Raw genomic sequence first — 23267 nt, forward strand, 5'->3', positions numbered from 1 at the left:
AAGTAACAACGATGAGAGTAAGTGCCTGTGAAACGCCCAACGGGTTGGTTTAAAAGCGATTTATACTGCGTTATTGATTTTAACAATAGAACCACTATTACTTGCAATCAATGCCTTGCCTAAATCGCTTTTAATTCCAACTGAAACTCGCACCTTGAGGTGGTTTGGGTATATACACGAGCTTAAGAAAGAGAAGTTGCAATGCAAAGAGTGTTAGTTGTAGAAGACAGTAAAGTAGTACAGCAAGTGTTACGGCATTTAGCAGCTCACTACCTTGATGTAGCTGTTGACTTTGCGTGGTCCTTAAAAGAGGGCGTAAACTATATCGCTAAGCATGACTACACATTAGCTTTGGTTGATTTAACATTACCTGATGCGATGAACGGCGAAGTGGCCAGATATACCCTCTCAAAAGATATTCCTACCGTGGTGCTAACATCTAAAATTGATGAATACATTCGTCAGCAAATGCTAGAACTAGGTGTGGTTGATTACGTAGTTAAAGACAACCGTGATTCATATCACTACGCGATTAAACTTGTTGCGCAATTGCTTAGAAATCATGGTTGTAAAGCGTTAGTGGCTGATGATTCGGTGTTAAGTCGTACTTTGATGAAGCAAATGCTTGAAAAGCAGCTTTTCAAAGTAAGTGATGCGCAAGATGGTGAGCAAGCACTACAAATGCTTAAAGACGACCCAGAAATTAAGTTATTGCTAACGGATTATGCGATGCCAACAATGGACGGCTTTGAGCTTGTTAAAGCGGTACGTAACTTTCGTGGCCGCGATGACCTAGCAATAATTGGCCTATCAGGTGCGGGTAAGCATGGTTTATCTGCGCGGTTCATAAAATATGGAGCTAATGACTTTTTAACTAAGCCATTTATGAACGAAGAGTTTCATTGCCGTGTGATGCAAACTATGGAGCAGTTGTCATTAATAGCCGATATAAAAGAAAGTGCATACCGCGATCATCTAACTGGTTTGCATAATCGACGTTATTTTTATCAATATGCTGAAAGAGTATTAAAAAATGTAGAGCAAGATAACGTGCTTGCCCTGCTTGATATCGACTTTTTTAAGAATATCAATGATCAGTTTGGTCACGAGGCGGGTGATCAGGCATTAAAGCAAGTAGCTTCATTTTTGAAAAGAAAGTTTGATGATTTTACAGTTGCTCGTATTGGTGGTGAAGAGTTCGCTGTAGTATTAAACAATATGGATCTCGAAAAGGCTCAGCCTAAGCTAAATACGTTTCGTGAACAGTTAGCTGAGCACGCCTTTTCAATTAATGGTGAACCTTACTCATTAACGATGAGTATTGGTATAACAAAATTCCATAAAGTATCCCTCACAGCTGCAATGCGCACCGCAGATAAAGCCCTTTATCAAGCCAAGCAGCAATCGCGAAATTGCTTAGTTCAACTATAGTTGTGTTAATTGCACCAGCGCAGGTTAATTGTTAAAAAAATGCACCATTAGGGTGCATTTTTTTTGTTCAAAAGCGCAGTTTTGTTTTTAACTTATTGAAAGGATTAAATAAAAAATAGTGGCATAAAGGTTGGATTGTATAAGTCAACAGGATAACAATAAGCGTCCGAAGGGGGCCACTATGAAAATGATTAGTGCAATAATAAAGCCATTCAAACTTGATGATGTGCGTGAAGCATTGGCTGATTTAGGCATTGAGGGGATGACAGTTGTCGACGTTAAAGGCTTTGGCCGTCAACGTGGTCATACTGAGCTATATCGTGGAGCTGAATACCAAGTCGATTTTATTCCAAAGATCAAACTTGAAATTGCAACTCGTAGCGAAAATTGTCAACGCGTTGTTGAAACCATCACAAAAATTGCTTCAACAGGCAAAATTGGTGACGGCAAAATTTTTGTTTACGACTTAGACCAAATCGTTCGTATCCGTACGGGCGAACTTGATGAAGAAGCAATTTAAGGGGGAATTATGGAAAACACTATCGTAGAGTTGAAGTTCTCACTCGACACTTTTTACTTTTTGATGTCGGGTGTTTTAGTAATGTGGATGGCGGCTGGTTTCGCTATGCTTGAAGCAGGTTTAGTTCGTGCAAAAAATACTACAGAAATTCTAACTAAAAACGTTGCACTATTTTCTATTGCTTGCACTATGTTTTTATTAGTGGGTTACAACATCATGTATGTTGATAACGCAGAAGGTGGTTTCATCCCTTCATTTGGCGCATTAATCGGCACGCAAGCTGCTGATGCTGATCACTCTTTAGAGTCTGATTTCTTCTTCCAAGTTGTGTTTGTAGCAACAGCTATGTCAATCGTATCTGGTGCGGTTGCTGAGCGTATGAAGTTATGGGCATTCTTAATTTTTACTGTTATTTTAACCGGTTTCATCTACCCAATCGAAGGTTACTGGACTTGGGGCGCGGGCTTTTTATCAGAAATGGGCTTTGTTGACTTCGCTGGTTCTGCAATCGTTCACGGTGCAGGTGCTGCGGCAGCGCTAGCAGGGGTGCTTTTCTTAGGTGCGCGTAAAGGTAAATACGGTAAAAATGGTGAAATCTACCCTATTCCTGGTTCTAACTTACCGTTAGCAACATTGGGTACATTAATTCTTTGGATGGGTTGGTTCGGCTTCAACGGTGGTTCGCAACTACTTGTTTCTGATGCCGAAAACGCAACAGCAGTTGGCAAAATCTTTTTAAACACTAACGCAGCAGCAGCGTGTGGCGCAATCGCAGCACTATTTGTATGTAAAGTGTTATGGGGTAAAGCTGACTTAACAATGGTTCTAAATGGTGCATTAGCTGGTCTGGTAACGATTACTGCTGAGCCAGCATCACCAACACCATTACTTGCTTGTTTACTTGGTCTATTAGGTGGCTCACTGGTTGTATTTAGCATCGTTGCACTTGATAAAGCGAAAATCGATGACCCTGTAGGTGCTATCTCTGTACACGGTGTGTGTGGTGCATTAGGTATTATGCTAGTGCCACTTTCAAACTCTGATGCAACCTTTGTTAATCAATTAATTGGCTTAGTATGTATCTTAGGATTTGTATTCATCGCGTCATCAATCGTATGGGCAATCCTGAAAAATACCATGGGTATCCGTGTTACCGAAGAAGAAGAACTAAACGGTATGGATCAACATGACTGTGGTATTGATGCTTACCCTGAGTTTGTTTCAGTTCGCAGTAACTAATCTTAGTGCGTGCAATAGCACGCACATAAAAATATCATTGTGTGTTCAAATCGAAGCTCTACTTAGGTAGGGCTTTTTTGCGTTTAAATAAGTCTTTTCTGATAGGCGAAATAGTCGTTTTTTGACTATGCTTTTAATTCTGAATTAATAAGGAAAAACGATGGATAACAAACTCTTGCTTATAATTATTTCGCTGTTTTTACCACCTGTAGCGGTATTTTTGAAAGCGGGTGCTGGTAAAGACTTAGTAATTAACATTATTTTATGCTTTATCTTTTTTATACCTGCTGTGATCCACTCACTCTGGTTGTGTACACGCTAGTCGAGTTTAAGTGACTGTTAATTTTACAGGTGTTAGTATTGCGCTGTTTAGGGCTTAATCCTGTAAAATTAACTGACCAATAGCGAACTCAATGGCTGATAAAAAAACTCCTGCAAAAAAGTCGTCTAGCAAACCTAAAGCGGCATCAAAAAAAACTACTACTAAGCGCTCACGCACATCTCAAGTGCCTGCTAAAACAAGTTTATTGAGAAAACTTTGGTCAATTTTTTGGAAGCTTTCACTCGCAGTAATAGTTGCCATGGTGCTGTATCTAATTTATTTAGATGCAAAAATCACTCGCCAATTTGAAGGCAATAAATGGCAGTTACCTGCACAAGTATATGCCCGCGCAATGAGCTTTTATCCCGGGCAGTATTTGTCTCAGCAAGAGGTTATTTGGGAGTTAAACCGTTTAAATTACTCATCTGTAAACAAGCTAAGCCGTACAGGTCAGTATGTTAAATCGGCTAACAGTATTAAAGTGTACCGTCGCGAGTTTGAGTTTTATGATGGCCTTGAAGATGCACACGTTATTGAGCTGCGTTTTTCAGGGCAGAAATTAGCAACTATCAAAGATAAGTTTGGCCGCCGTTTAAACAATGCTCGATTAGAGCCGGTTCAAATAGCTCGCATTGGTAATGATTCAAAACAAGACCGCGAGTTTGTACCGCTTGATAAATTTCCGCCGATGCTAAAAGATACCTTGCTGGTGGTTGAAGATCGCAATTTCTATCAACACCATGGTGTATCTGTGTGGTCAATTATGCGCGCTTTATACAGCAATATTAAAGCCGGACGTACAGTGCAAGGGGGCAGTACTTTAACCCAGCAATTAGCAAAGAATATATACCTTACCCGTGAGCGTTCACTGGTGCGTAAGTTTAATGAAGCGCTTATTGCCTTGATATTAGATTACCGCTACAGCAAAGATGAAATTTTAGAAGCCTATCTGAATGAAGTGTATTTGGGTCAGTCTTACAATCAAGGCGTGCATGGTATGGGCCTTGCCGCTGAGTTTTATTTTTCAAAGCCTGTGGATGAGCTTGAATACGACCAAATCGCGCTATTAGTCGCTATGGTAAAAGGGCCATCGTACTATAATCCGCGCCGTTATAGTGAGCGCGCAATGGAGCGCCGTGATTTAGTGCTGCGCTTAATGGTTGAAAACAAGCTAATTGATACCCGTGAGTACCGCGCAGCATTAAAGCGCCCTATTGATATTGCACCAATGAAAGACAGCTTGCAAAAGTCGTATCCGGGTTACTTAGAATTAGTTAACCGAGAATTAAAGCGCCTGCTACCTGATCAGCAGGTGTTAGATGCTGGGGTGCGTGTATTCACTTATTTTGACTTACAAAAGCAAACGGCCATGGAAGAGTCTGTTGAGGCAAGTCTACCTTATCTAGAAAGACGCCCTAAAACAGAAGAGCTTGAGGCAGCGATGATTTCTGTTAATGTCGAAAAAGGTGGAGTGTCGGCGCTAGTTGCAGGCCGTGACGTACGTTATTTTGGTTTTAACCGTGTGCTTGATACCAAACGTAATATTGGCTCATTAGTTAAGCCAGCAGTTTATTTATCGGCATTTGAAAGTGGTCAGTTTAATGTTGCCACGTTGGTGGATGACTCACCGCTGCAAGTGACTAATGAGCAGGGTAAAGTGTGGCAACCTGAGAACTTCGACAAGCAGTTCCGCGGCCCTATGCCTCTTTATAAAGCATTTAGTAACAGTATTAATATCCCAGCCGTTAACACGGGTCTTGATGTTGGAGTTGATAAAGTCGCTGATACCTTGAAGCGTTTAGGTGTAGAAGGGCGTATTGATCAATATCCGTCGTTACTTTTAGGTGCACTTGAGCTTTCAAGTTTTGAAGTAGCGCAGCTTTATACAACGCTTGCTGCTGATGGTCAGTACCGTGAATTAACGTCTATCTCAGCCCTTACAGACTCAGTAGGTAAAGTGCTTTACAAGCATGATGTCAGCTCACAAAAACGCTTTGATGACGCATCAATCTACATGACTAAGTATGCAATGAAGCGCGTGACTAAAGATGGCACGGCTAAACGCCTAAATGCTCATTTCCCATCAATTCAGCTTGCCGGTAAAACAGGCACCAGTAACGAATTACGCGATAGCTGGTTTGCCGGTTTTGACCAAAACACCGTGACCGTTGCATGGATTGGCCGCGACGATAACAAGAGCACAGGTTTAACAGGCAGTGTTGGCGCACTAGAGGCCTACATTCGTTACCTTAAACCACTCAACCCTGAAGCTATAGCAGATACTCGTCCGGCTTCTATTCGTTGGGCATTCATTAATGAAGAAACCGGCCTGCAAGCGCCTCCGGGTTGCGGCAAAGTGGTGCAGCTACCCATACGTGCAAGCGAGTTTGAGCCTAGACCTAATTGTCAGCGCTAAACTTGGCCATTGAATCATTTAGCTCAACACAGAGTTGAGCTAAATTTTGTACGCTATTCATTGCCATAAGTGCGCTTTTCTCTGTGTCTCTGGCAAGTTCACTGACATCTTCAGCGTGGTGTAAAGCGTTTTGAATTGCAGTGCCTTGCTGATTGACTTGAACTGCTATTTGCTTTCCTTGCATGCCAATATCAGACATTGATGCTGCGACAGCTAATAAATTATTTTTAGTGTGCTCTGCACTTTGTGAACCTTGTTCCATCTTCTCTACGCTTGCTTGCATTTTATCTTGTGTTAGCTTTGTTGCGGATTGAAGTGAATTAATAATTTGGTGGATCTCATGAGTTTGTTGTTGAGTGCGTTTTGCAAGGGTTCTTACTTCATCTGCAACAACCGCAAAGCCTCGGCCTTGTTCACCAGCTCTAGCTGCTTCTATCGCAGCATTCAAAGCTAGTAGGTTGGTTTGCTCGGCAATTTCATTTATACCATTACTCACGCTACTAATCGCTTGGCTGTCTTTAGCAAGTAACTCTAAGGCAGCAAGACCCTCGTTGAACTCTTGTTGTAAATGACTCATGTGCGTGGCTAAATGTGCGCTTTCATCAGCACCTTTTTGTACTTTTTTGGCTGCAGATGAAGCTAAATCAACGGCTTGAGAGGCAGACACCTCGACATGTTCGGCAGCTTGGCTCATTTCTGATAAAGCTTGGCTAATAGTTGACACACTTTGTTGCTGAACTTGTACATCTTGACTGGTTTTTTCAGAGTGACTCGTCACTGTATCTGTGGTTGTTATTACACTGCTCGTAGTGTGCTTGACTTCATTTACCATCAAAGAAAATGATGCCAATACATGATTAAACTCTTTTCCTATTGAGGTTAACTCATCTTTACCTGTTAACTTTAAACGCGCAGAGATATTACCTTGCGCGGCACTGTTAGCGGTTTCTGAAAAAAGTTTTAGGGTATCAACTACTAAGCGATAAAATCCAAGCATCAAGTAACTGGCTATTATTAAAGATAATAGAGCAGCAGCGATAACAAGGTACAAAATGAATTGTTCATTGTTTAGCTTATAACTAATGATACTCGTAAGGGCAGGCTCAGTGTCAGCAATGTACTCATCTATACTTTGGTTTAAATTCGCTTTAAGGCTCAAAAATTGTGCTTTGCTTAATTCTATCGTATCAGGCTCCAACAGCCTTTGGTTAACTTGTTGCGAAAACTGAGATATGTTTTCTAGTAATGTTTCAGCACTAGGAGATAGTTGCTCTTTTATTTTATTGTCTTGTTGGAAGGCGATGGATAACGCATCTTTAAATTGCCCAGATAACTGGGGCATCGCTTTAATTTGGTTTGATAAAGCAATAAAGCTTTCTGGCGTAAACTTACCTTGATTTAATACTTTTTCAGCACTTTGGTAGGTGCTATTAAGATGGTAAATCAAGTTAGGCAAATGGGTGACTAAAGTACGATTTAAGTAATTAATGGTGAGGTTTTGACTAACAGCTAATTGCGACTCAATTGATACTGTTTCAAGTATGTTTTCTTCACTCGATGCATTGTGAGCATAACCTAAAGTTTGGGCGGAATTCAGCATGGCTTGTTGCTTGTTATCGACAAGATACGATAACAGCAAGCGGTAACTACTGATGCCTTTGTATTGTTGTTTTGAAACTTGGATATTTTCATTTAACAGACTGATTAGAAAAAATAAGCTCAGACACAGAGGAAAAACTAATAAACTAAACAATAAAGTAATTTTATGTTTGTACTTAAGTTGTGCCATTAAATTAACAGCAGGTATTATGAGTCTATTCATAGTTGCCTCGAAACATTGTCAGTCGAAACTAGATAGACCGAGTTTGGGGCACATATTATTCAATAAAGTTAGAAAGTAATTGTTGAAGTGGTTGTTACTTAAATAAAAGCCTCATAAAGAGGCTTTTAGAGTCATTGCTTTTCTTACTAATTTAATCGAAATTAAAAGTCGTAAGAAGCAGATAGTTGGACTCGACGAGGAGATTGATAACTTTGCGCTAAGCCAAATGTTGCACTATCATCACCAGCCGCCACTTCAGCAACTTCGTCATAACGAGTTGCTGTAGATGCATCAAATACATTGAAAATATCTAATGCGAAGCGTACTTTTTGATCATTGAAATGCAAGTTGTACGTAAAGTTAAGATCTAATCGAGCTGTCCAGGGAGTTGTTCCCATGCTGCCGCGAGGGTAGCGTTGATCGCCTACATAATAGGTGTCGCCATAAGAATATTTGTCTGGGTCTGGTGTATACCCTGCACCTAACGCTGTCCAAGGACGACCTGAAGCAACATTTAAGTTTGCACCTATTAAGAAGTCTTCAGTAACTGCATATGCACCGTAAACTTTAATATTGTGGCGACGGTCCGCTGGTAAGTTACCGTTAGCACCATCCATAAGATAAGGGTAATCCCAGTCTTGTGTTAAACCTGCATCATCTTGACCGTTATCAGATTTAACAAATCCTTCTGTGTTACCGTAGTTATGAGACCAAGTATATAGGGCTTTTAATGACCAAACTTTATCCCAGCTCTTCTCAATTGAAAGGTCAATGGCAGCGTAACGACGTTTAGCTTCAGGGTAACCTAGCTCTTCAGCTGTGAAGCTATACTCTTCAGTTACACCGTCACCATCTAGATCGAAGTTAAATGTTGCGCCATTACCTGGGTTAAATAAGAACCAGTTTTCACCAAGGTACTCTCCATCTTCATCAGTAAAGATATATGAGCCATCATCAATTTGATTGCCTAGTGTGCGATATGTACCTTTGATGCTCCAAGACCAGTCATCATTAATCGCTGCTTGATAACCAACAATAATTTCATCATTGTACATAGGCTCAAGATCTTTATCTGCAAGAGTATTTGAAGGTTTTGCTGTCCCGTCACCACCATTTGAAATAGCGATATCACCTAATTGATTGCTCAAACCTACAGGAGTACCGTCAGCATTAAGACCCTCATACTCATACCACGTGTGGATATAAGTTTCGGCACCTGCAAGACGAATATTCGTATTTGCAGCGACAGGTAAGTAATAGCGACCTGCAGTAACGAATAATTTACTGTCACCGTCACCATTTATATCCCAAGATGCACCTAATCTTGGCGCAATTTGATTATCAATAGATACAAATTCATCGCCATCCGCATTGTAGTTTGTGAAGCTGTCATTACGTAGACCTAAAGTTAGTGTTAGGGTATCAGTAACAGCCCATTGGTCTTCAATATAAATCGCCCAGTTTTCAACTTCGAATGCACCGCCATTTTTATAGTCACGAACACGAGTTGTTTTCATTTCTTCAGGAAGGACATAACCATTAGGAAGACGAGCACCTTCTTCGTATGTTCTATAGTAGTAGTAAATACCACCCGAGTTAATTGTCGTTGCATCTGATGTGTTGGTTTCTGAGTCATAACCAAATCTTAGTGTATGCTCATCATTTAAGTACCAATCAAAATCAACGCGCAATTGCTCGCGCTTATCTTCATTAGCGCCTACAGTGAAGTTTACATAACAAGTAGTATCAACACCTAAGTCTGCGTCATAGCCGGTAGGACAGTCATCAAAGTCAGAGTAGTCTGTTTCTGAGAATTTAACTTCACCGTACATAGCAGACATGCTTAAATCATCAGTCAGGTTACCTGTATAACGAACTGCAAAACTTTCACCGCCGCGTTTGTGGTAAGCTGTACCACCATCTAATGTGTAATTACCAGTGCCATTCAGGTCTTCGATTGTACTCTCAGAATATGTACGCTCATCACTAAAACCCCAAAGCATCAATTGATGATCCTCATTAATGTTCCAGTCAATACGTGCTAGATAATAAGGGTCGTCATCTTTTTCTTTTGTTAAAGAGGTTTGAGAAGCGTTACCATATTCTTCTTCATTATCACGGAATGTATAAATACCATAGAAGAAAAGCGTATCTTCAATTAACGCACCAGAGGCATAAATATTTGTCTCAAATGAGTTTACATAGTCATCTTGGTTATTGACATATAAATCTCCAATACAGTGACCATCTTCAGCCTCACAACGATCATTTTGTAAGTAAACTGAGTTTGGAGACTGTTCTCTCAATGAGTCAGGCGAGTAAATAGATTCAACACCAAAGTGAAAGTCATTAGTACCTGACTTTGTAACTGCAGAAATAAGGCCACCAGTCGTTCGACCAAACTCAGATGAGTACCCACCCGTTTTTACTTGGAAGCTATCATATGCAGAGAATGGGATTGTTGCGCCGCCTAAGCCATTACGGAAGTTAGTCATATTCAGACCATTTACGTAATAAGCATTTTCAGCAACAGATGAGCCACCAAAAGATGCTTGATCGCCAAATCGACTATCACCTTCAGTTGCGCCAGGCGCTAGTAAAGCAACCGATGTTAATGAGCGAGCAACTGGTAATAATTCAAGCTCTTCTGAACTAATATTTAAAGATGATTCAGTAACTGAAACGTCAACAGCACGAATTGCGCCACCAACAACTGCAATTCGTTCAATATTACCTTCAACTAGTGGAATTTCGAGAAGTGCAGTTTTACCGACACCGATAATTACATCGTTGATCTGTGCTTTTTCAAAACCGGCTTGTGAAACGGTTATGTCATATTTACCAACAGGCACTTGATTAAGGTTAAACTGACCATTTGCATCTGCAATGAGAGTTTTTTCATAACCTTTTGTTTTATCAGTAATAGTGATTGTTGCGCCTGCTAAAGAAACGCCAGACTGAGTAATGAGATTACCTTTGATTGCCCCATTAACATTGTCAGCCAAGGCTGGCATAGCTGCACTTAAGGTCATAGCAACAGCTGCAGCTGTAAACGAACGCTTAAATGTTTTTGAAAAGTTGTTTTTCATTGAGCTTTCCCTGTGAAATTTTAGATTTGTTGTTATTTGTTAATAACCTTCACACCTTGCATTTATTTTTCTAAGGTTTTTACCTTTAAATAAAGGGTGAAACAAATTGGTAACACAGCAGGAACATACTAATCAATTATTTATGTTATAAATACGATAAAACAACATAAAAACGCCTTGGAACGATCTAAATTCAAGTTTAAATCATTTTAATAAACAAAAATAAAACAATTGTAATTAAGTGTAATTGAGTTAAGGTTTTTTAATGTTAAGTTTAATTATTTTAAAACAGTGGGTTGGGATGGTTTTATGTGTGTTTAGTTACAATGAAAATAAAAATGCACTAATGAAATACTTACTTTGTATAAATGATGTTTGAATTGTAATATTTTATTGGTTTTTATTTTCTGGTGGGGATGTATTTGTATTATATTTTGGGGCATCGAAGTATAGGCCACCGATTAAAGTGACCTATTTTATTTTTTAGATTAAAGCTTCGCGAATGCGCGCTCTGCGGCTGCAATGGTGTCGTTGATCTCTTTTTCAGAGTGTTCAGCGCACACAAAGCCTGCTTCAAACGCCGAAGGAGCGAGATAAACACCTTCTTCTAGCATTAAGTGGAAGAACTTTTTGAAGCGTTCTAAATCACACTCAGTCGCTTGTTGGTAGCTAGTTACTTTTTCTTTATCAGTAAAGAAGAAACCGTACATACCACCTGCGTAGTTTGTTGTAAGTGCAATACCTGCTTTTTTCGCAGCGGCTTCAAAGCCTTCACAAATTGCTTTGCTCTTTGCTTCAAGCTCGTCGTGCAGGCCGTCAGCACTTAAAAGTTCTAAAGATTTTAAACCGGCAGCCATGGCAATTGGGTTACCTGATAATGTGCCCGCTTGATAAACTGGACCAACAGGTGCGATGTAATCCATGATTTCTTTCTTACCGCCAAATGCACCCACAGGCATACCGCCACCGATCACTTTACCTAAACAGGTTAGGTCTGGTTTGATGTTGTAGTAAGCTTGTGCGCCACCTAAAGCAACACGGAAACCTGTCATTACTTCATCAAAAATAAGCACAGATTTGTATTCATCACACACCTCACGCAGACCTTCTAAGAAGCCTGGTACAGGTGGAATACAGTTCATGTTGCCAGCAACTGGCTCAACGATGATACAAGCGATGTCGTCAGCATATTTTGCGAAAATTGCTTTTACTTCATCAAGGTTATTAAACGACACAGTTAATGTGTGCTTAGCAAAGTCTTCAGGAATACCTGGTGAGTTTGGTACACCCATAGTCAGTGCGCCTGAGCCTGCTTTTACTAGTAGTGAGTCTGCATGACCGTGGTAACAGCCTTCAAACTTTAAGATTTTGTCACGGCCAGTGAAACCACGTGCTAAGCGAATCGCACTCATTGTAGCTTCAGTACCTGAGCTTACCATACGTACTTTTTCGATTGATGGTACTAGCTCTTTTACTTTTTCGGCCATTAAGATTTCAGTTTCGGTTGGCGCACCATAGCTTAGGCCATTTTCAACGGCTTCTAATACCGCTTGCTTAATAGCTGGGTGGTTATGGCCCATGATCATGGGTCCCCATGAACCAACGTAATCGATATAACGGTTACCATCAGCATCAAAGGTAAAAGGGCCTTCAGCTTTAGTGATGAATAAAGGAGTACCGCCAACGCCATTGAAGGCACGAACTGGTGAGTTAACACCGCCTGGGATTGATTCTTGCGCGCGATTAAAAAGATCTTGGCTAATTGTCATGAATAGTCCTATTGGGTTGTCACGTTAAATGAGTTGGTTTGCGAGGGCTCAAAGAGCCCAAAACGAAGCAAGTTAGCTATTACGTTTACGGCTAAACCAAGGCACGTCGACTTCATATTGCTCAACTTTGTCGGCAACATCTAAGGTTAGAGCAAACAACGCCATGCGAATTAACACGCCATTTTGCACTTGGCGGAAAATTGCTAGGTTGTCGTTGCTATTTAAATCGTTATCTAGCTCGTTTGCCTCTAAACGGCTGTCACGAGGGAGTGGGTGCATCAATACTGAGTTTGGCTTACAGTGTGCGTTGTAAATTGCTTGGCTGATACGGAAACCACCACGGTATTTGTTAGCTTCTTCTTGTGAAGGGAAGCGTTCTTCTTGGATACGGGTTTGATACACAATATCGGCCGCCAAGTTGCCTTCCATCTTATCGACTACTTGAATTTTATGACCTGCGTTATCTACAGCATCTAAAATGTAGTCTGGCATTTGTAAGCCATCAGGTGCCACCATAGAGAACTTAACGTCTTTATAATGACAAAGTAATTTAGATAAAGAGTGCACAGTACGGCCGTATTTTAAATCACCTACTAGGGCAATGTGCATACCGTCGATGCTTTGGTTGAAGCGACCTAGTTCACGCTCAATTGTTAGTAAGTCCAGTAGGGCTTGTGTTGGGTGCTCATTTGGGCCGTCACCGCCATTAATCACTGGCACGTCACACCCGGTGGCAAACTCAGCAACAGAGCCTGCGTCAGGGTGGCGCATTGCGACTGCATCTGCATACGCTGAGATAACGCGAGCGGTATCATATAACGATTCACCTTTTGCAAGCGCCGAGCTTTGCATACCCGTTGTTTCACGAACCAAACCACCTAGTAAGTTAAATGCTGTACCAAAACTTACGCGAGTACGCGTGCTTGGTTCAAAGAACAAGTTCGCTAAAATTGCGCCCTCTAAAACATTGGTGCGCTTTTGCTTTTTAGCATAAGGCTCCATTTTCTTAGCAACTGCAAAAATACGTTCAATACAATCTCGGTCAAGCTGATTGACCGACAGGATATTTTCACCTTGGAAACTTAGCATGGGGGTTGTTCCTAATCACATTTATAGGGCGCTGGCACTCGGTATGGGAGGCCGCATAAATTTGCGCAGTACTATAGCAAATTTTTAGCGTTCACAGCAGCAAATTATAAGTTAGGTTTAATAATTGCCAGTGCCACTATAGCTAAAAGGATGAGTACCGGAACTTCATTAAAAATACGGTAAAAGCGATCGCTACGAGTATTGCGATCATGCTTAAAGTCAGCCAGTAATTTAAAGCAATAGCCATGATAAATATAAAGGATAATTACTAACACCAGTTTGTAGTGCAGCCACATGCTGTATCTAAACCAATCACGACCATATTCAAAAATGGTCAGTAAGCCAAAAACCAATGTTAAAACGGCAAACGGCGTCACAAAAAACAGTAAGCGGCGTTCCATTACTTTCAGCATTGAGTTACAGGCTTTTTCTTCACTCATTGCGTGGTAAACAAAAAGACGTGGCAGGTAAAAAATACCGGCAAACCAAGCAATCATAAAAAATACGTGGAAGGTTTTATAAACTAATAGCGCAGTCATTTAAGCATCCATTTTAATTGTTATAACAAACTATTGCGTATGGTAAGAATATGTCTGATTTGGTCCCAACGCAAAAGGCCCATAATCTGTTGGTTATCAAGTAGGTTGTAAATATACACCGCACCGCTGCGTTTATCTTTTAGTAAGTCAAAAGCATCGGCTAATGTTGCTTGGCTACTAAGGCCGGCAAGGCTGACATATTTGATGTTACTTTCTTGGTCAGACATCAAACTTAAATCATATTCAGCAAGACGATAGCCATTCTCTTCATCATGAACAATCAGCGGGGTTTGGCTATCAAGGGCATCGAGCGATTCTTTAATTTGTTGTTTGTCGTCACTGTAAAGCAGTTTGAACTGCTCATCCATTTCATCCATCACGCCCACTTTTTGTAATGCTTCTGTGGCAGGCGATATTTGATACTCAAGCCCTTGGAAGTCAAGTTGCTGCATAAAAATAGAGCGGTTACCAAAAAACTGTAATGCTGTGACATAAGCCGTTGAGATCACCAACATGGCTGGCACAATGATCTCGGGGCTTGAGGTTAACTCCATAACCGTAGTGAGTGCAGCAAGTGGTGCGTGTAATGTAGCGGCCAATAACCCTGCCATGCCAAGCATGCTGTAGGTACCTGTGATATCTACTCCTGGGCTAATAAACTGCGCAAAGAAGGCCATTAAGGTGCCCATTAATACCCCAAGCCCAATAACAGGGCCGATGATCCCACCTGGAATACCTAAACCAATGGCAAATAAGGTGGCGAGTAATTTGGCAATCAAGATGGTTGTTAAAAACTGCACATCATCTGGTGATTCAATAGCAATAGTGATGGCGCTCATACCTGAACCCATTGCATGAGGAACCATATAAGCAATTAACCCTGCAATTAACCCTGCCAGTAATAGGCGAGGAAACATGCTAAGCGGTTTAAAAGTGCGGATTATAAGCATCAAGTTTTGGTTAAACGCATAGGCAACAGCCCCTAGTGCCATACCAAATATGATTAAAAATGGGTAATGCCAGCCACTCAATGGGTTCATGGTGATAAGCGCAAGCTCTGAAGCATCACCAAATACAAACTGAGTGGCTAAAGCACCAGTAACCGCAGCGAGCATAATGGGCACAAAAATATGCACTTTATATTCCCTAAGCACCACCTCCATAACAAAGATAACGGCTGCAAGTGGGGTGTTAAATGAGGCTGCAATTCCGGCTGCAACGCCACAACCGGTGAGGGTACGCATTGCATTGTGTGGAAGGTGTAGTTTATCGGCCAGTAAACTGGCACCTGTTGCACCCATATGTACCGACGGGCCTTCTCGGCCCACCGAAAAACCACTGATCAAGGCTAAAGCACCACCAACAAATTGGTTAACCGTGTTATAGAGTGGCATATGACCGTAGTATTTTTTTATTCGATGAATGACAAATGGAATACCAAGTCGATAATGTTTAAATCCAGTTGAAGCTGCAAAAAGGGCAATTAATAAGGCTGCGCCGACTGGTAATAAAACACGTTCAAGAGTAGGAAGCGTAGAAAAGTCATCAGGCTTTTCTAAGAATAAGCTCTGGAAAAACATGATCGTAAGGCGAAAGAATATGATCAGCACTGCCGCAATTAACCCTGCACTCACACCAAGTAAGCACAATTGCACAGATGTTTTAGGCTTTGCTAGTCGACGTCTTAGTCTCTCAAGCCACACGCATATTTCCTCACAGCACTTTTGAGCCGCAGTTTACCAAATCAAACTCACTAAGTCGTTGGCATTTTATATTTTTATCTTCTTTTTGGGAAAATCGAGCTGATTATAATATTTAATGACTGAGCCAAGGTTATGGTTGCATACTTATCACTGTCATAGGAGAGTTATGTTTTTGCTTGTACATGCGCTCATCAGCTTTATTTAATAAGTCATCAAGTGATTTTGCATCATCAGGATATAAAGCATAACCAACACTTGCGCCTACATTTAAATAACCCACCTCAGATGCAATTGGCGTTGATATTGAGTTAATAAAACGTGTTAGAGCTCGCTCAATCTGATTTTGATTTTCTATATCAGTAATGACGATGACAAATTCATCACCCCCAATGCGTGCAACACAATCTGTTTTTCGGGCTGTTTCAAGTAACCGTTTAGCAATTTCAACAAGCACGAAATCACCAACTAAATGACCATGGGTGTCATTGATGGGCTTAAATTTGTCAAGGTCAAAGTATAAACAACCAACCTTACCACCTGTGCGTTCAACACGGTCAAACTCATGATTAATAAACTTACTTAAAGCGCTTCTATTTGCAAGACCGGTAAGATGATCTGTTTGTGCCAACATTCGTATCTGTTGCTCAGCCAAAACCCGCTTGGTAATATCAAAATTGACGCCGATCATCCGTTTTCCGTAGATTCTTCCGTCGGCATTGATATAGCGAGTTCTGCCAGAAGATAAAACGATACGAAACTCAGCATGAAATTCTTCATTGTTTAGTATCGAAAGCTTGAGCTTATTTGTAACGTCCTCATAATCATCTGGGTGTAAGGTGCTCGCCCATGTTGAGTAATTGCCTTTAAAAGATGTTTTTGGAATTTCGAACAAGGTATGCATCCAGTCATCCCAGATTAATTCATTGGTTTCAAAGTTCCACTCCCAAATTCCAATGTGTGCTGCATCTGCAGCCATTGACATCCGTTGATGTAAGTTCTCAAGATCTGTTTTTGCTTGTTTTAATTCAGTAACATCTTCAGATACATCCAGTAAGTAGCGAGCTTTTCCTTGAGCGTCTCTAATTGCGAGCTTTCTGGTTCGAAGATAATGCGTTCGACCATTTATGGTCATAGGCTTCTCAGTTACAAAAAGTGTTTCGTTACTTTTTAGTACATCCCTATCTGTTTGAATAAAATTCACGGCGTCCTCATCGCTAAAAATATCAAAGTCATTTAAGCCAATGAGTTGCTCTTTAGTTTTACCTAAAAGTTGCTCACCTGCTTTATTGACATGGCTAAATGTTAGATGCTCGGCCTCTTTTACGAACAGCATAATAGGTAAGTTATCGAAAATTGTTTGTGTAAACGCTTCTTGGTTTTGAATGTCGCTTAGGTCTTTAATAGTTGCAACGTAAGAGCCTGCTTCTTTTTTGCCAATGGAGCTAATTGTGAGAGTGATAGGAAAGTAGCATTTATCTTTACGTAACCCCTTTAATAGGCGGCTCTTATTTGTACTCACGTTTTCTTTTTTTTGCTGTGGGTCGCAGAATATCTCATCTAACTGCGATGATTGTTTTGGGATTAAAGTGTGGATATGTTTACCGATTAGGTGGGTTGGTTCATAGCCAAAAACAGGAAGAACTGCTGGGTTAGCGAATTCAATTACTCCTACATTATTAAAGCTAATAACGACATCTTGAACTGTATTCAGCACGGCTTCAAGTTTGGCTGATAGTAAACTTCGTGCTCTAAGTTCGACAATTCCTAATACAAACAGACTTAGGGCTAATAAGACGGATATAATTAATTTTGCAAGCGCAGCGTTATCATGGCCAGATGTATAAATGGTATAATCTGTCTCAAATACAGTCATTGAAATCATACCAATGTAGTGCATGCTTGAAATAGCACTCCCCATAATGACTGCAACGAGAATGTTTATACGTGTTTGGTTTACCTCACGCTCATTTCTAAAATCATTAATCCATAGTGCAATGCCAGAAAGAACAATTGCGACTAAAATCGATAATGAAAATAACCAAGGTTCATAGGCCATGTGGGCTGGCATCATCATTGCCATCATGCCAATAAAGTGCATACAACCAATACCAGCCCCCATAAGTACACTTCGAAAAACTAGCCCTTTGCCACGCCCAATAGTGGGGGAAAGAACAATATAACTTGCAAAAACGCTTGGCAAAATAGAGATCAAAGTGACCGTGATGTTGTATTCAACAGCGATAGGAAGTTTATAGGCGAGCATACCTACAAAATGCATACCCCAGATACCAATACCTAAAAAGCACGATGCTAACAAAGTCCATACAAGGCTTTCATTTTTTAATTGAGAGCTTTTAATTTTTGCTGATAGTAAAAATGAAATGTAAGAAGCAAAGACCGCAGTAAGTACGGATAAGCAAACGAGTAAACTATCGTACTGCGCAGGGATTGTTTGCGAGCTAGTTAAGCTTGGACTAATGAAATGCAGCTTTAAATGATCTATCACTGTGATGGTCCCTCATCGCATAACTTTTACATGGGTAAAAAGTACTACAATTAAATGTTAGTTCAATGCGAATATGTTAGCCAATCCTATACTAAAATATTTTCAATGGGAGGCGATACTTGATTAAAATACTCGGGTATTAGATAATTGCGACCATTATAGGTTTTGAGGGTTTTGGTATGTCAGATGAGTTGCCAATCAAGTTCAGCGATGCAGCAGCTGTTCGCGTTAAACAGTTAATCGAGGAAGAAGAAAATCCTGATCTAAAGCTACGTGTATACGTTACGGGTGGTGGTTGCTCAGGTTTCCAATATGGTTTTACTTTTGATGAAAAAGCTAACCCTGGCGATTTAGAAATTGTTAAAAATGGTGTAACGCTAGTTGTTGACCCTATGAGTATTCAATACCTAGTTGATGGTACCGTTGATTACACAGAAGGCCTTGAAGGGGCTCGCTTTTTTGTGAATAACCCGAACGCAACTACAACCTGTGGTTGCGGAGCCAGCTTCAGCGTTTAATTATTTATGAAAGCCACTTGATGTGGCTTTTTTATTGCTTTAACTTCTCATAATATCCTGCCTCTGCTAAATTTTACGCATTATTAGAAGGAATTTTGCGTTGCCAAATATAACTACAACTATAGAAAAGAAACCCTATATTTTAGCTATCGCCATTGTTTTGGTGATTATATTGTGGATGCTATCCGGCGATAGCAAAGCAGATCAAAACGCGCAGCAAAGTAAAGAACAAGCCCAAGAGCGCTTGCCTAAAGTGCAGGTGATGTCATTAGTTGCTAAGAAAATAAATAAAAACCTGACCTTTTACGGTAAATCAGAGCCTGACAAAATCGCAAATATTAGCGCTAGGCAAGCAGGACAAGTACTCGAAATCTTGGTTGAAGAAGGTCAGTTTGTAAAACAAGAACAGGTTATTTTACGCCTCGATAAGTCTGATTTAGCCGCCCAAATTACATCAGCAGAAGCCTTAGTGGCACAGTATCAAACTGAATACGAAGGCGCCCTTAAGCTAAATCAGCAAGGTTTACAGAACAAAGTATTAACCATGCAAGCGCAAGCTATGTTGCAACAGGCTAAAGCAACCTTAGTTAGCCTTGAATTAAAACTAGAGCGCACTGAAGTACGCGCTGCTTTTGATGGCGTTATTAACAAACGTTTAGTCGAAATTGGTGATTATGTTGGCATAGGCGACCCTATTTTACAGCTCGCTGATTTAGACCCGTTAATTGTTAGAGCCGATGCAACCCAAAAAGAAGTGCAAGGCTTAGAAGTCGGGCAAGCTACTTTTGCTCATGTTTTAAATGACAAAACCTATCCTGGTCGTATTCGTTATATTGCATCTGTTGCTGATGACAGCACGAATACATTTCGCATCGAAGCGGCGTTTGAAAACCCAGGAATGAAATATAAAGCAGGTTTTTCGACTCAGCTTAATATTGAGTTGCCAACTGAGCCTGCAATGTTATTAAGCCCAGCTTTTATGGCCCTTGATGAGCAAGGTAATATCGGCGTAAAAGTCGTGAATGACGATAATATTGTTGAGTTTAAATCGGTGAATCTGGCTAAAAGTACCGAGCAGGGGGTTTGGCTTTGGGGTTTAGGCGAACAAGCAAATGTCATTACCCTTGGTCAAGGTTTTGTGCGTGCCGGTGATAAAGTTGAGCCCGTGTTTACTGAAGCTACGAGCAACTAAGTATGAAAAACTTAATCGAAGCGTCGTTGACTCACACGCGTACAGTTTTATCTATTTTCATCTTGTTGCTGATCTCGGGCTGGGTGACATATCAAACCATCCCTAAAGAAGCGAATCCTGATGTCACCATTCCTTTTATTTATGTGTCGATTATTCATGACGGTATTTCCCCTGAAGATGCTGAGCGGCTATTAGTTAGGCCAATGGAGATTGAGCTCCGCTCGATTGAAGGCGTAAAAGAAATGTCAGCGGTGGCAAGTGAAGGGCATGCCTCTGTGACCCTTGAATTTATCGCGGGTATGGATCCCAAAGAAGCCTTAGCTGATGTACGAGATAAAGTCAGCTTAGCTAAGGCGAAACTGCCTTCTGAATCAGAAGAACCAGAAGTTCATGAAATTTTGATGGAAGACGAGCAACCGACTATTACATTAACTTTGTCCGGTGATGCGCCAGAACGAGGTTTGTTAACCCTTGCTCGTAATCTTAAAGATGAACTAGAAAGCATTTCTAGCGTATTAGAAGTTGATGTAGGTGGTGATCGCGAGGACATGGTCGAAATTGAGGTCGATCCACTGGCGATGATTTCTTATGGCTTAGAACCGAGTGACATCATTCAACTGCTATCAAATAACAACCGCTTAGTTGCTGCCGGTACACTTGATACTGGTAAAGGACGCTTTGCTGTAAAAATCCCATCCGTGTTTGAGACGATTCAGGATGTCATGGAGCAACCCGTGAAAGTCGTTGGCGATAGGGTGGTACGTTTTATGGACGTAGCAAAAATTCGTCGAGCGTATAAAGACCCAACCTCAATCGCACGTATTAATGGCCGCCATGCGGTTTCGCTGGAAGTAAAAAAACGTGCTGGTGAAAATATTATTGATACGGTCGAACAAGTGAAGCAAGTGGTCAATGAGGCCAAGAAAATATGGCCTGATCATATACGCGTTGATTACACCGGCGACATGTCAAAAGACGTAAAGATGATGCTTTCTGATCTGCAAAATAATGTGCTGTCTGCCGTATTATTGGTGGTTATCGTTATTGTGGCGGTACTTGGTGCGCGCACGGCATTTTTAGTGGGTATTGCCATTCCCGGTTCATTCTTAACGGGGATTTTAGTGATCTCTGTGTTTGGTTTAACGGTGAATATCGTGGTGCTCTTTGCGCTCATCATGGCTGTCGGTATGCTGGTGGATGGCGCAATTGTTGTTAGTGAGTTTGCAGACAGAGCAATGAGTGAAGGCAAACCGCGCAAGGTTGCATATAAACTGGCTGCAGAACGAATGGCATGGCCAATTATCGCCTCTACGGCAACAACATTAGCGGCCTTTGCCCCGCTGATATTTTGGCCGGGAATGATGGGCGAGTTTATGAAATACTTGCCGATTACACTTATTGCTACTTTGTCTGCGTCATTACTTATGGCACTGGTGTTTGTACCAACTATTGGTGGACTAATAGGTAAATCAAGGCCGCTTTCTGAGCAGCAAAAACATGATTTAGAGTTAGCAGAGTCTGGCGATTTAACACAAATTAAAGGAATGCTTGGGCGTTATATTCGAGTGCTTGATTATGCAACAGAGCGCCCTTGGTGGAGCCTTGCTGCTGCAATTGTGTTTTCTATTATGGTGTTTTTTGCCTTTGCTATTTCTAAGCTTGGCGTTGAGTTCTTTCCTGATGTTGAGCCAAATGGCGTCAATATCAAAGTACGTTCTTACAGTGACTTATCCATCTTTGAAAAAGACGTGATCATGAAAGATATTGAGTCGCGCATCCTAAAAGTGGAAGGTATAAAAACTTTGTACGCCCGTACTGGTGGTAAAGATCAAGTAGGCACGTTTAGAATGAATCTAAAAGATTGGGATGAGCGTCCGCCCGCAGAAGATATTATCAGCCAAGTTAACGAAATCACGGCAAGTTATGCCGGTGTAGAAATTGAACTTCGTAAAGATGAAAACGGCCCGGGTGGTGGTAAAGCGTTAAGCATTGAGCTGAGCTCTCGGTTTGTTGATGTGCTTAACAGTGAAGCTAAACGAGTAAGGCAAGCTATCGAGAATGATGGCGCGTTTCGAAATGTTGATGACAGTGCTTCAAAACCAGGTATTGAATGGCAACTTAAATTGAACCGTTCGGATGCGGCTCGTTTTGGTGCCGATGCCAGTATGTTAGGGGCAAATGTTCAGCTTATTACCAATGGCTTGAAATTAGGGGAATACCGTCCAGATGATGTGGATGACGAGATTGATATTCGCGTACGTTTCCCCCATGACAAACGTGATTTAGGGCGTCTTGAAACGCTGCGTGTAAAAACCATACACGGGCAAGTGCCCATTAGTCACTTTGTTGAGCGTCAAGCAGCGCCTAAAGTCGATACTATCCGTCGTGTAGATTCTCAGCGCGTTGTTACCGTTAATGCAGACATGAAGCCGGGTGAACAACTTGCCAAGGCATTGCCGCGCTTACAAGCGCAATTAGAAGAGCAAGGATTAGACCCTCGCGTGAAAATTAAAGTGCGTGGTGAAACTGAAGATCAAGATGAATCAGAAGCCTTTCTTGAGCAGGCTTTTGTGGTTGCTCTATTTGTGATGGGTATCATTTTGGTGACGCAATTTAATAGCTTTTATCAAGCATTTTTGATTTTAAGTGCTGTGCTATTTTCAACTGTGGGTGTGTTCTTAGGTTTAATCGTATTACAGCAACCGTTTGGTATTGTGATGTCAGGTATTGGGGTTATTTCGCTTGCAGGTATTGTGGTTAATAACAATATAGTATTGATTGATACCTATAATGTTTTACGAAGCCAAGGTCTGGCTGCCAAAGATGCGATTTTGCGAACCGGTGCACAGCGTTTGCGTCCGGTATTGCTAACGACTGTTACCACCATTTTGGGATTGATGCCAATGGTACTCCAAGTGAATATTGATTTATTTAACCGTCACATTGATTTTGGTGCGCCATCTACTCAGTGGTGGGTGCAATTGGCAACAGCCGTTGCGGGTGGTTTAACATTTGCCACGGTGTTGACACTTGTGCTTACACCGTGCTTGTTAATGCTGCGAGATCGCCGTAGATAGTAATAGGTAAATTCGTTACCGATTAATTAAAAATG

The 23267-nt window shown here is 41.1% G+C and carries 15 protein-coding genes; 8 read left to right on the forward strand and 7 right to left on the reverse strand.

The features are described 5' to 3' along the window. The first annotated feature begins 201 nt into the window (after positions 1 to 201). From JIG37_RS12740 to mrcB, 5 genes are all read left to right on the forward strand, one after another. Positions 202 to 1431, forward strand: coding sequence for a diguanylate cyclase (locus JIG37_RS12740; protein WP_054554259.1), 1230 nt, complete (start codon positions 202 to 204; stop codon positions 1429 to 1431). Positions 1432 to 1612: 181 nt separating this feature from the next. After that, positions 1613 to 1951 (forward strand): P-II family nitrogen regulator, encoded by a 339-nt coding sequence (locus JIG37_RS12745; RefSeq protein ID WP_054554260.1) that lies wholly within the window; start codon positions 1613 to 1615, stop codon positions 1949 to 1951. 9 nt (positions 1952 to 1960) lie between these two features. Next, entirely contained in the window at positions 1961 to 3190 is a 1230-nt protein-coding gene (locus JIG37_RS12750) for an ammonium transporter (protein ID WP_054554261.1), read from the forward strand. A gap of 160 nt (positions 3191 to 3350) precedes the next feature. After that, entirely contained in the window at positions 3351 to 3512 is a 162-nt protein-coding gene (locus JIG37_RS12755; RefSeq protein ID WP_082401591.1) for a YqaE/Pmp3 family membrane protein, read from the forward strand. 91 nt (positions 3513 to 3603) lie between these two features. After that, positions 3604 to 5928: a penicillin-binding protein 1B gene (gene mrcB / locus JIG37_RS12760; RefSeq protein ID WP_138618085.1), complete on the forward strand. Its 2325-nt coding sequence runs from the start codon at positions 3604 to 3606 to the stop codon at positions 5926 to 5928. On the opposite strand, the gene JIG37_RS12765 is transcribed toward mrcB, so the two are convergent. The 7 genes from JIG37_RS12765 to JIG37_RS12795 all read right to left on the reverse strand — a co-directional run bounded on the left by JIG37_RS12765 (position 5912) and on the right by JIG37_RS12795 (position 18445). Then, positions 5912 to 7750, reverse strand: coding sequence for a methyl-accepting chemotaxis protein (locus JIG37_RS12765; RefSeq protein ID WP_199529507.1), 1839 nt, complete (start codon positions 7748 to 7750; stop codon positions 5912 to 5914). The two genes, mrcB and JIG37_RS12765, sit on opposite strands and share 17 nt — an antisense overlap. A gap of 161 nt (positions 7751 to 7911) precedes the next feature. Next, positions 7912 to 10839 (reverse strand): TonB-dependent receptor, encoded by a 2928-nt coding sequence (locus JIG37_RS12770; protein ID WP_138618081.1) that lies wholly within the window; start codon positions 10837 to 10839, stop codon positions 7912 to 7914. Between the two features lie 488 nt (positions 10840 to 11327). Then, positions 11328 to 12608, reverse strand: coding sequence for a glutamate-1-semialdehyde 2,1-aminomutase (gene hemL / locus JIG37_RS12775; protein WP_138601779.1), 1281 nt, complete (start codon positions 12606 to 12608; stop codon positions 11328 to 11330). Between the two features lie 72 nt (positions 12609 to 12680). Beyond that, entirely contained in the window at positions 12681 to 13697 is a 1017-nt protein-coding gene (locus JIG37_RS12780) for an aspartate carbamoyltransferase (protein ID WP_054554265.1), read from the reverse strand. A gap of 104 nt (positions 13698 to 13801) precedes the next feature. Continuing rightward, the gene (locus tag JIG37_RS12785; RefSeq protein ID WP_054554266.1) at positions 13802 to 14236 is read right to left on the reverse strand and encodes a CopD family protein; all 435 of its coding nucleotides are present in this window, start codon (positions 14234 to 14236) and stop codon (positions 13802 to 13804) included. A 20-nt stretch (positions 14237 to 14256) separates the two neighbouring features. Continuing rightward, entirely contained in the window at positions 14257 to 15939 is a 1683-nt protein-coding gene (locus JIG37_RS12790) for a chloride channel protein (protein ID WP_138601775.1), read from the reverse strand. 130 nt (positions 15940 to 16069) lie between these two features. Next, on the reverse strand, positions 16070 to 18445 hold the full coding sequence (locus JIG37_RS12795) for a diguanylate cyclase (RefSeq protein ID WP_199529508.1): 2376 nt from the start codon (positions 18443 to 18445) through the stop codon (positions 16070 to 16072). Between the two features lie 179 nt (positions 18446 to 18624). Here JIG37_RS12795 and erpA point away from each other — a divergent pair, with 179 nt between their 5' ends. From erpA to JIG37_RS12810, 3 genes are all read left to right on the forward strand, one after another. Next, positions 18625 to 18963: an iron-sulfur cluster insertion protein ErpA gene (gene erpA, locus JIG37_RS12800; RefSeq protein ID WP_036966451.1), complete on the forward strand. Its 339-nt coding sequence runs from the start codon at positions 18625 to 18627 to the stop codon at positions 18961 to 18963. A gap of 100 nt (positions 18964 to 19063) precedes the next feature. Next, on the forward strand, positions 19064 to 20155 hold the full coding sequence (locus tag JIG37_RS12805; RefSeq protein WP_054554269.1) for an efflux RND transporter periplasmic adaptor subunit: 1092 nt from the start codon (positions 19064 to 19066) through the stop codon (positions 20153 to 20155). A gap of 2 nt (positions 20156 to 20157) precedes the next feature. After that, entirely contained in the window at positions 20158 to 23232 is a 3075-nt protein-coding gene (locus tag JIG37_RS12810; protein WP_199529509.1) for an efflux RND transporter permease subunit, read from the forward strand. Positions 23233 to 23267: the final 35 nt, after the last annotated feature.

It is taken from the genome of Pseudoalteromonas sp. bablab_jr010, from assembly GCF_016464105.1.
Classification (GTDB): domain Bacteria; phylum Pseudomonadota; class Gammaproteobacteria; order Enterobacterales; family Alteromonadaceae; genus Pseudoalteromonas; species Pseudoalteromonas simplex.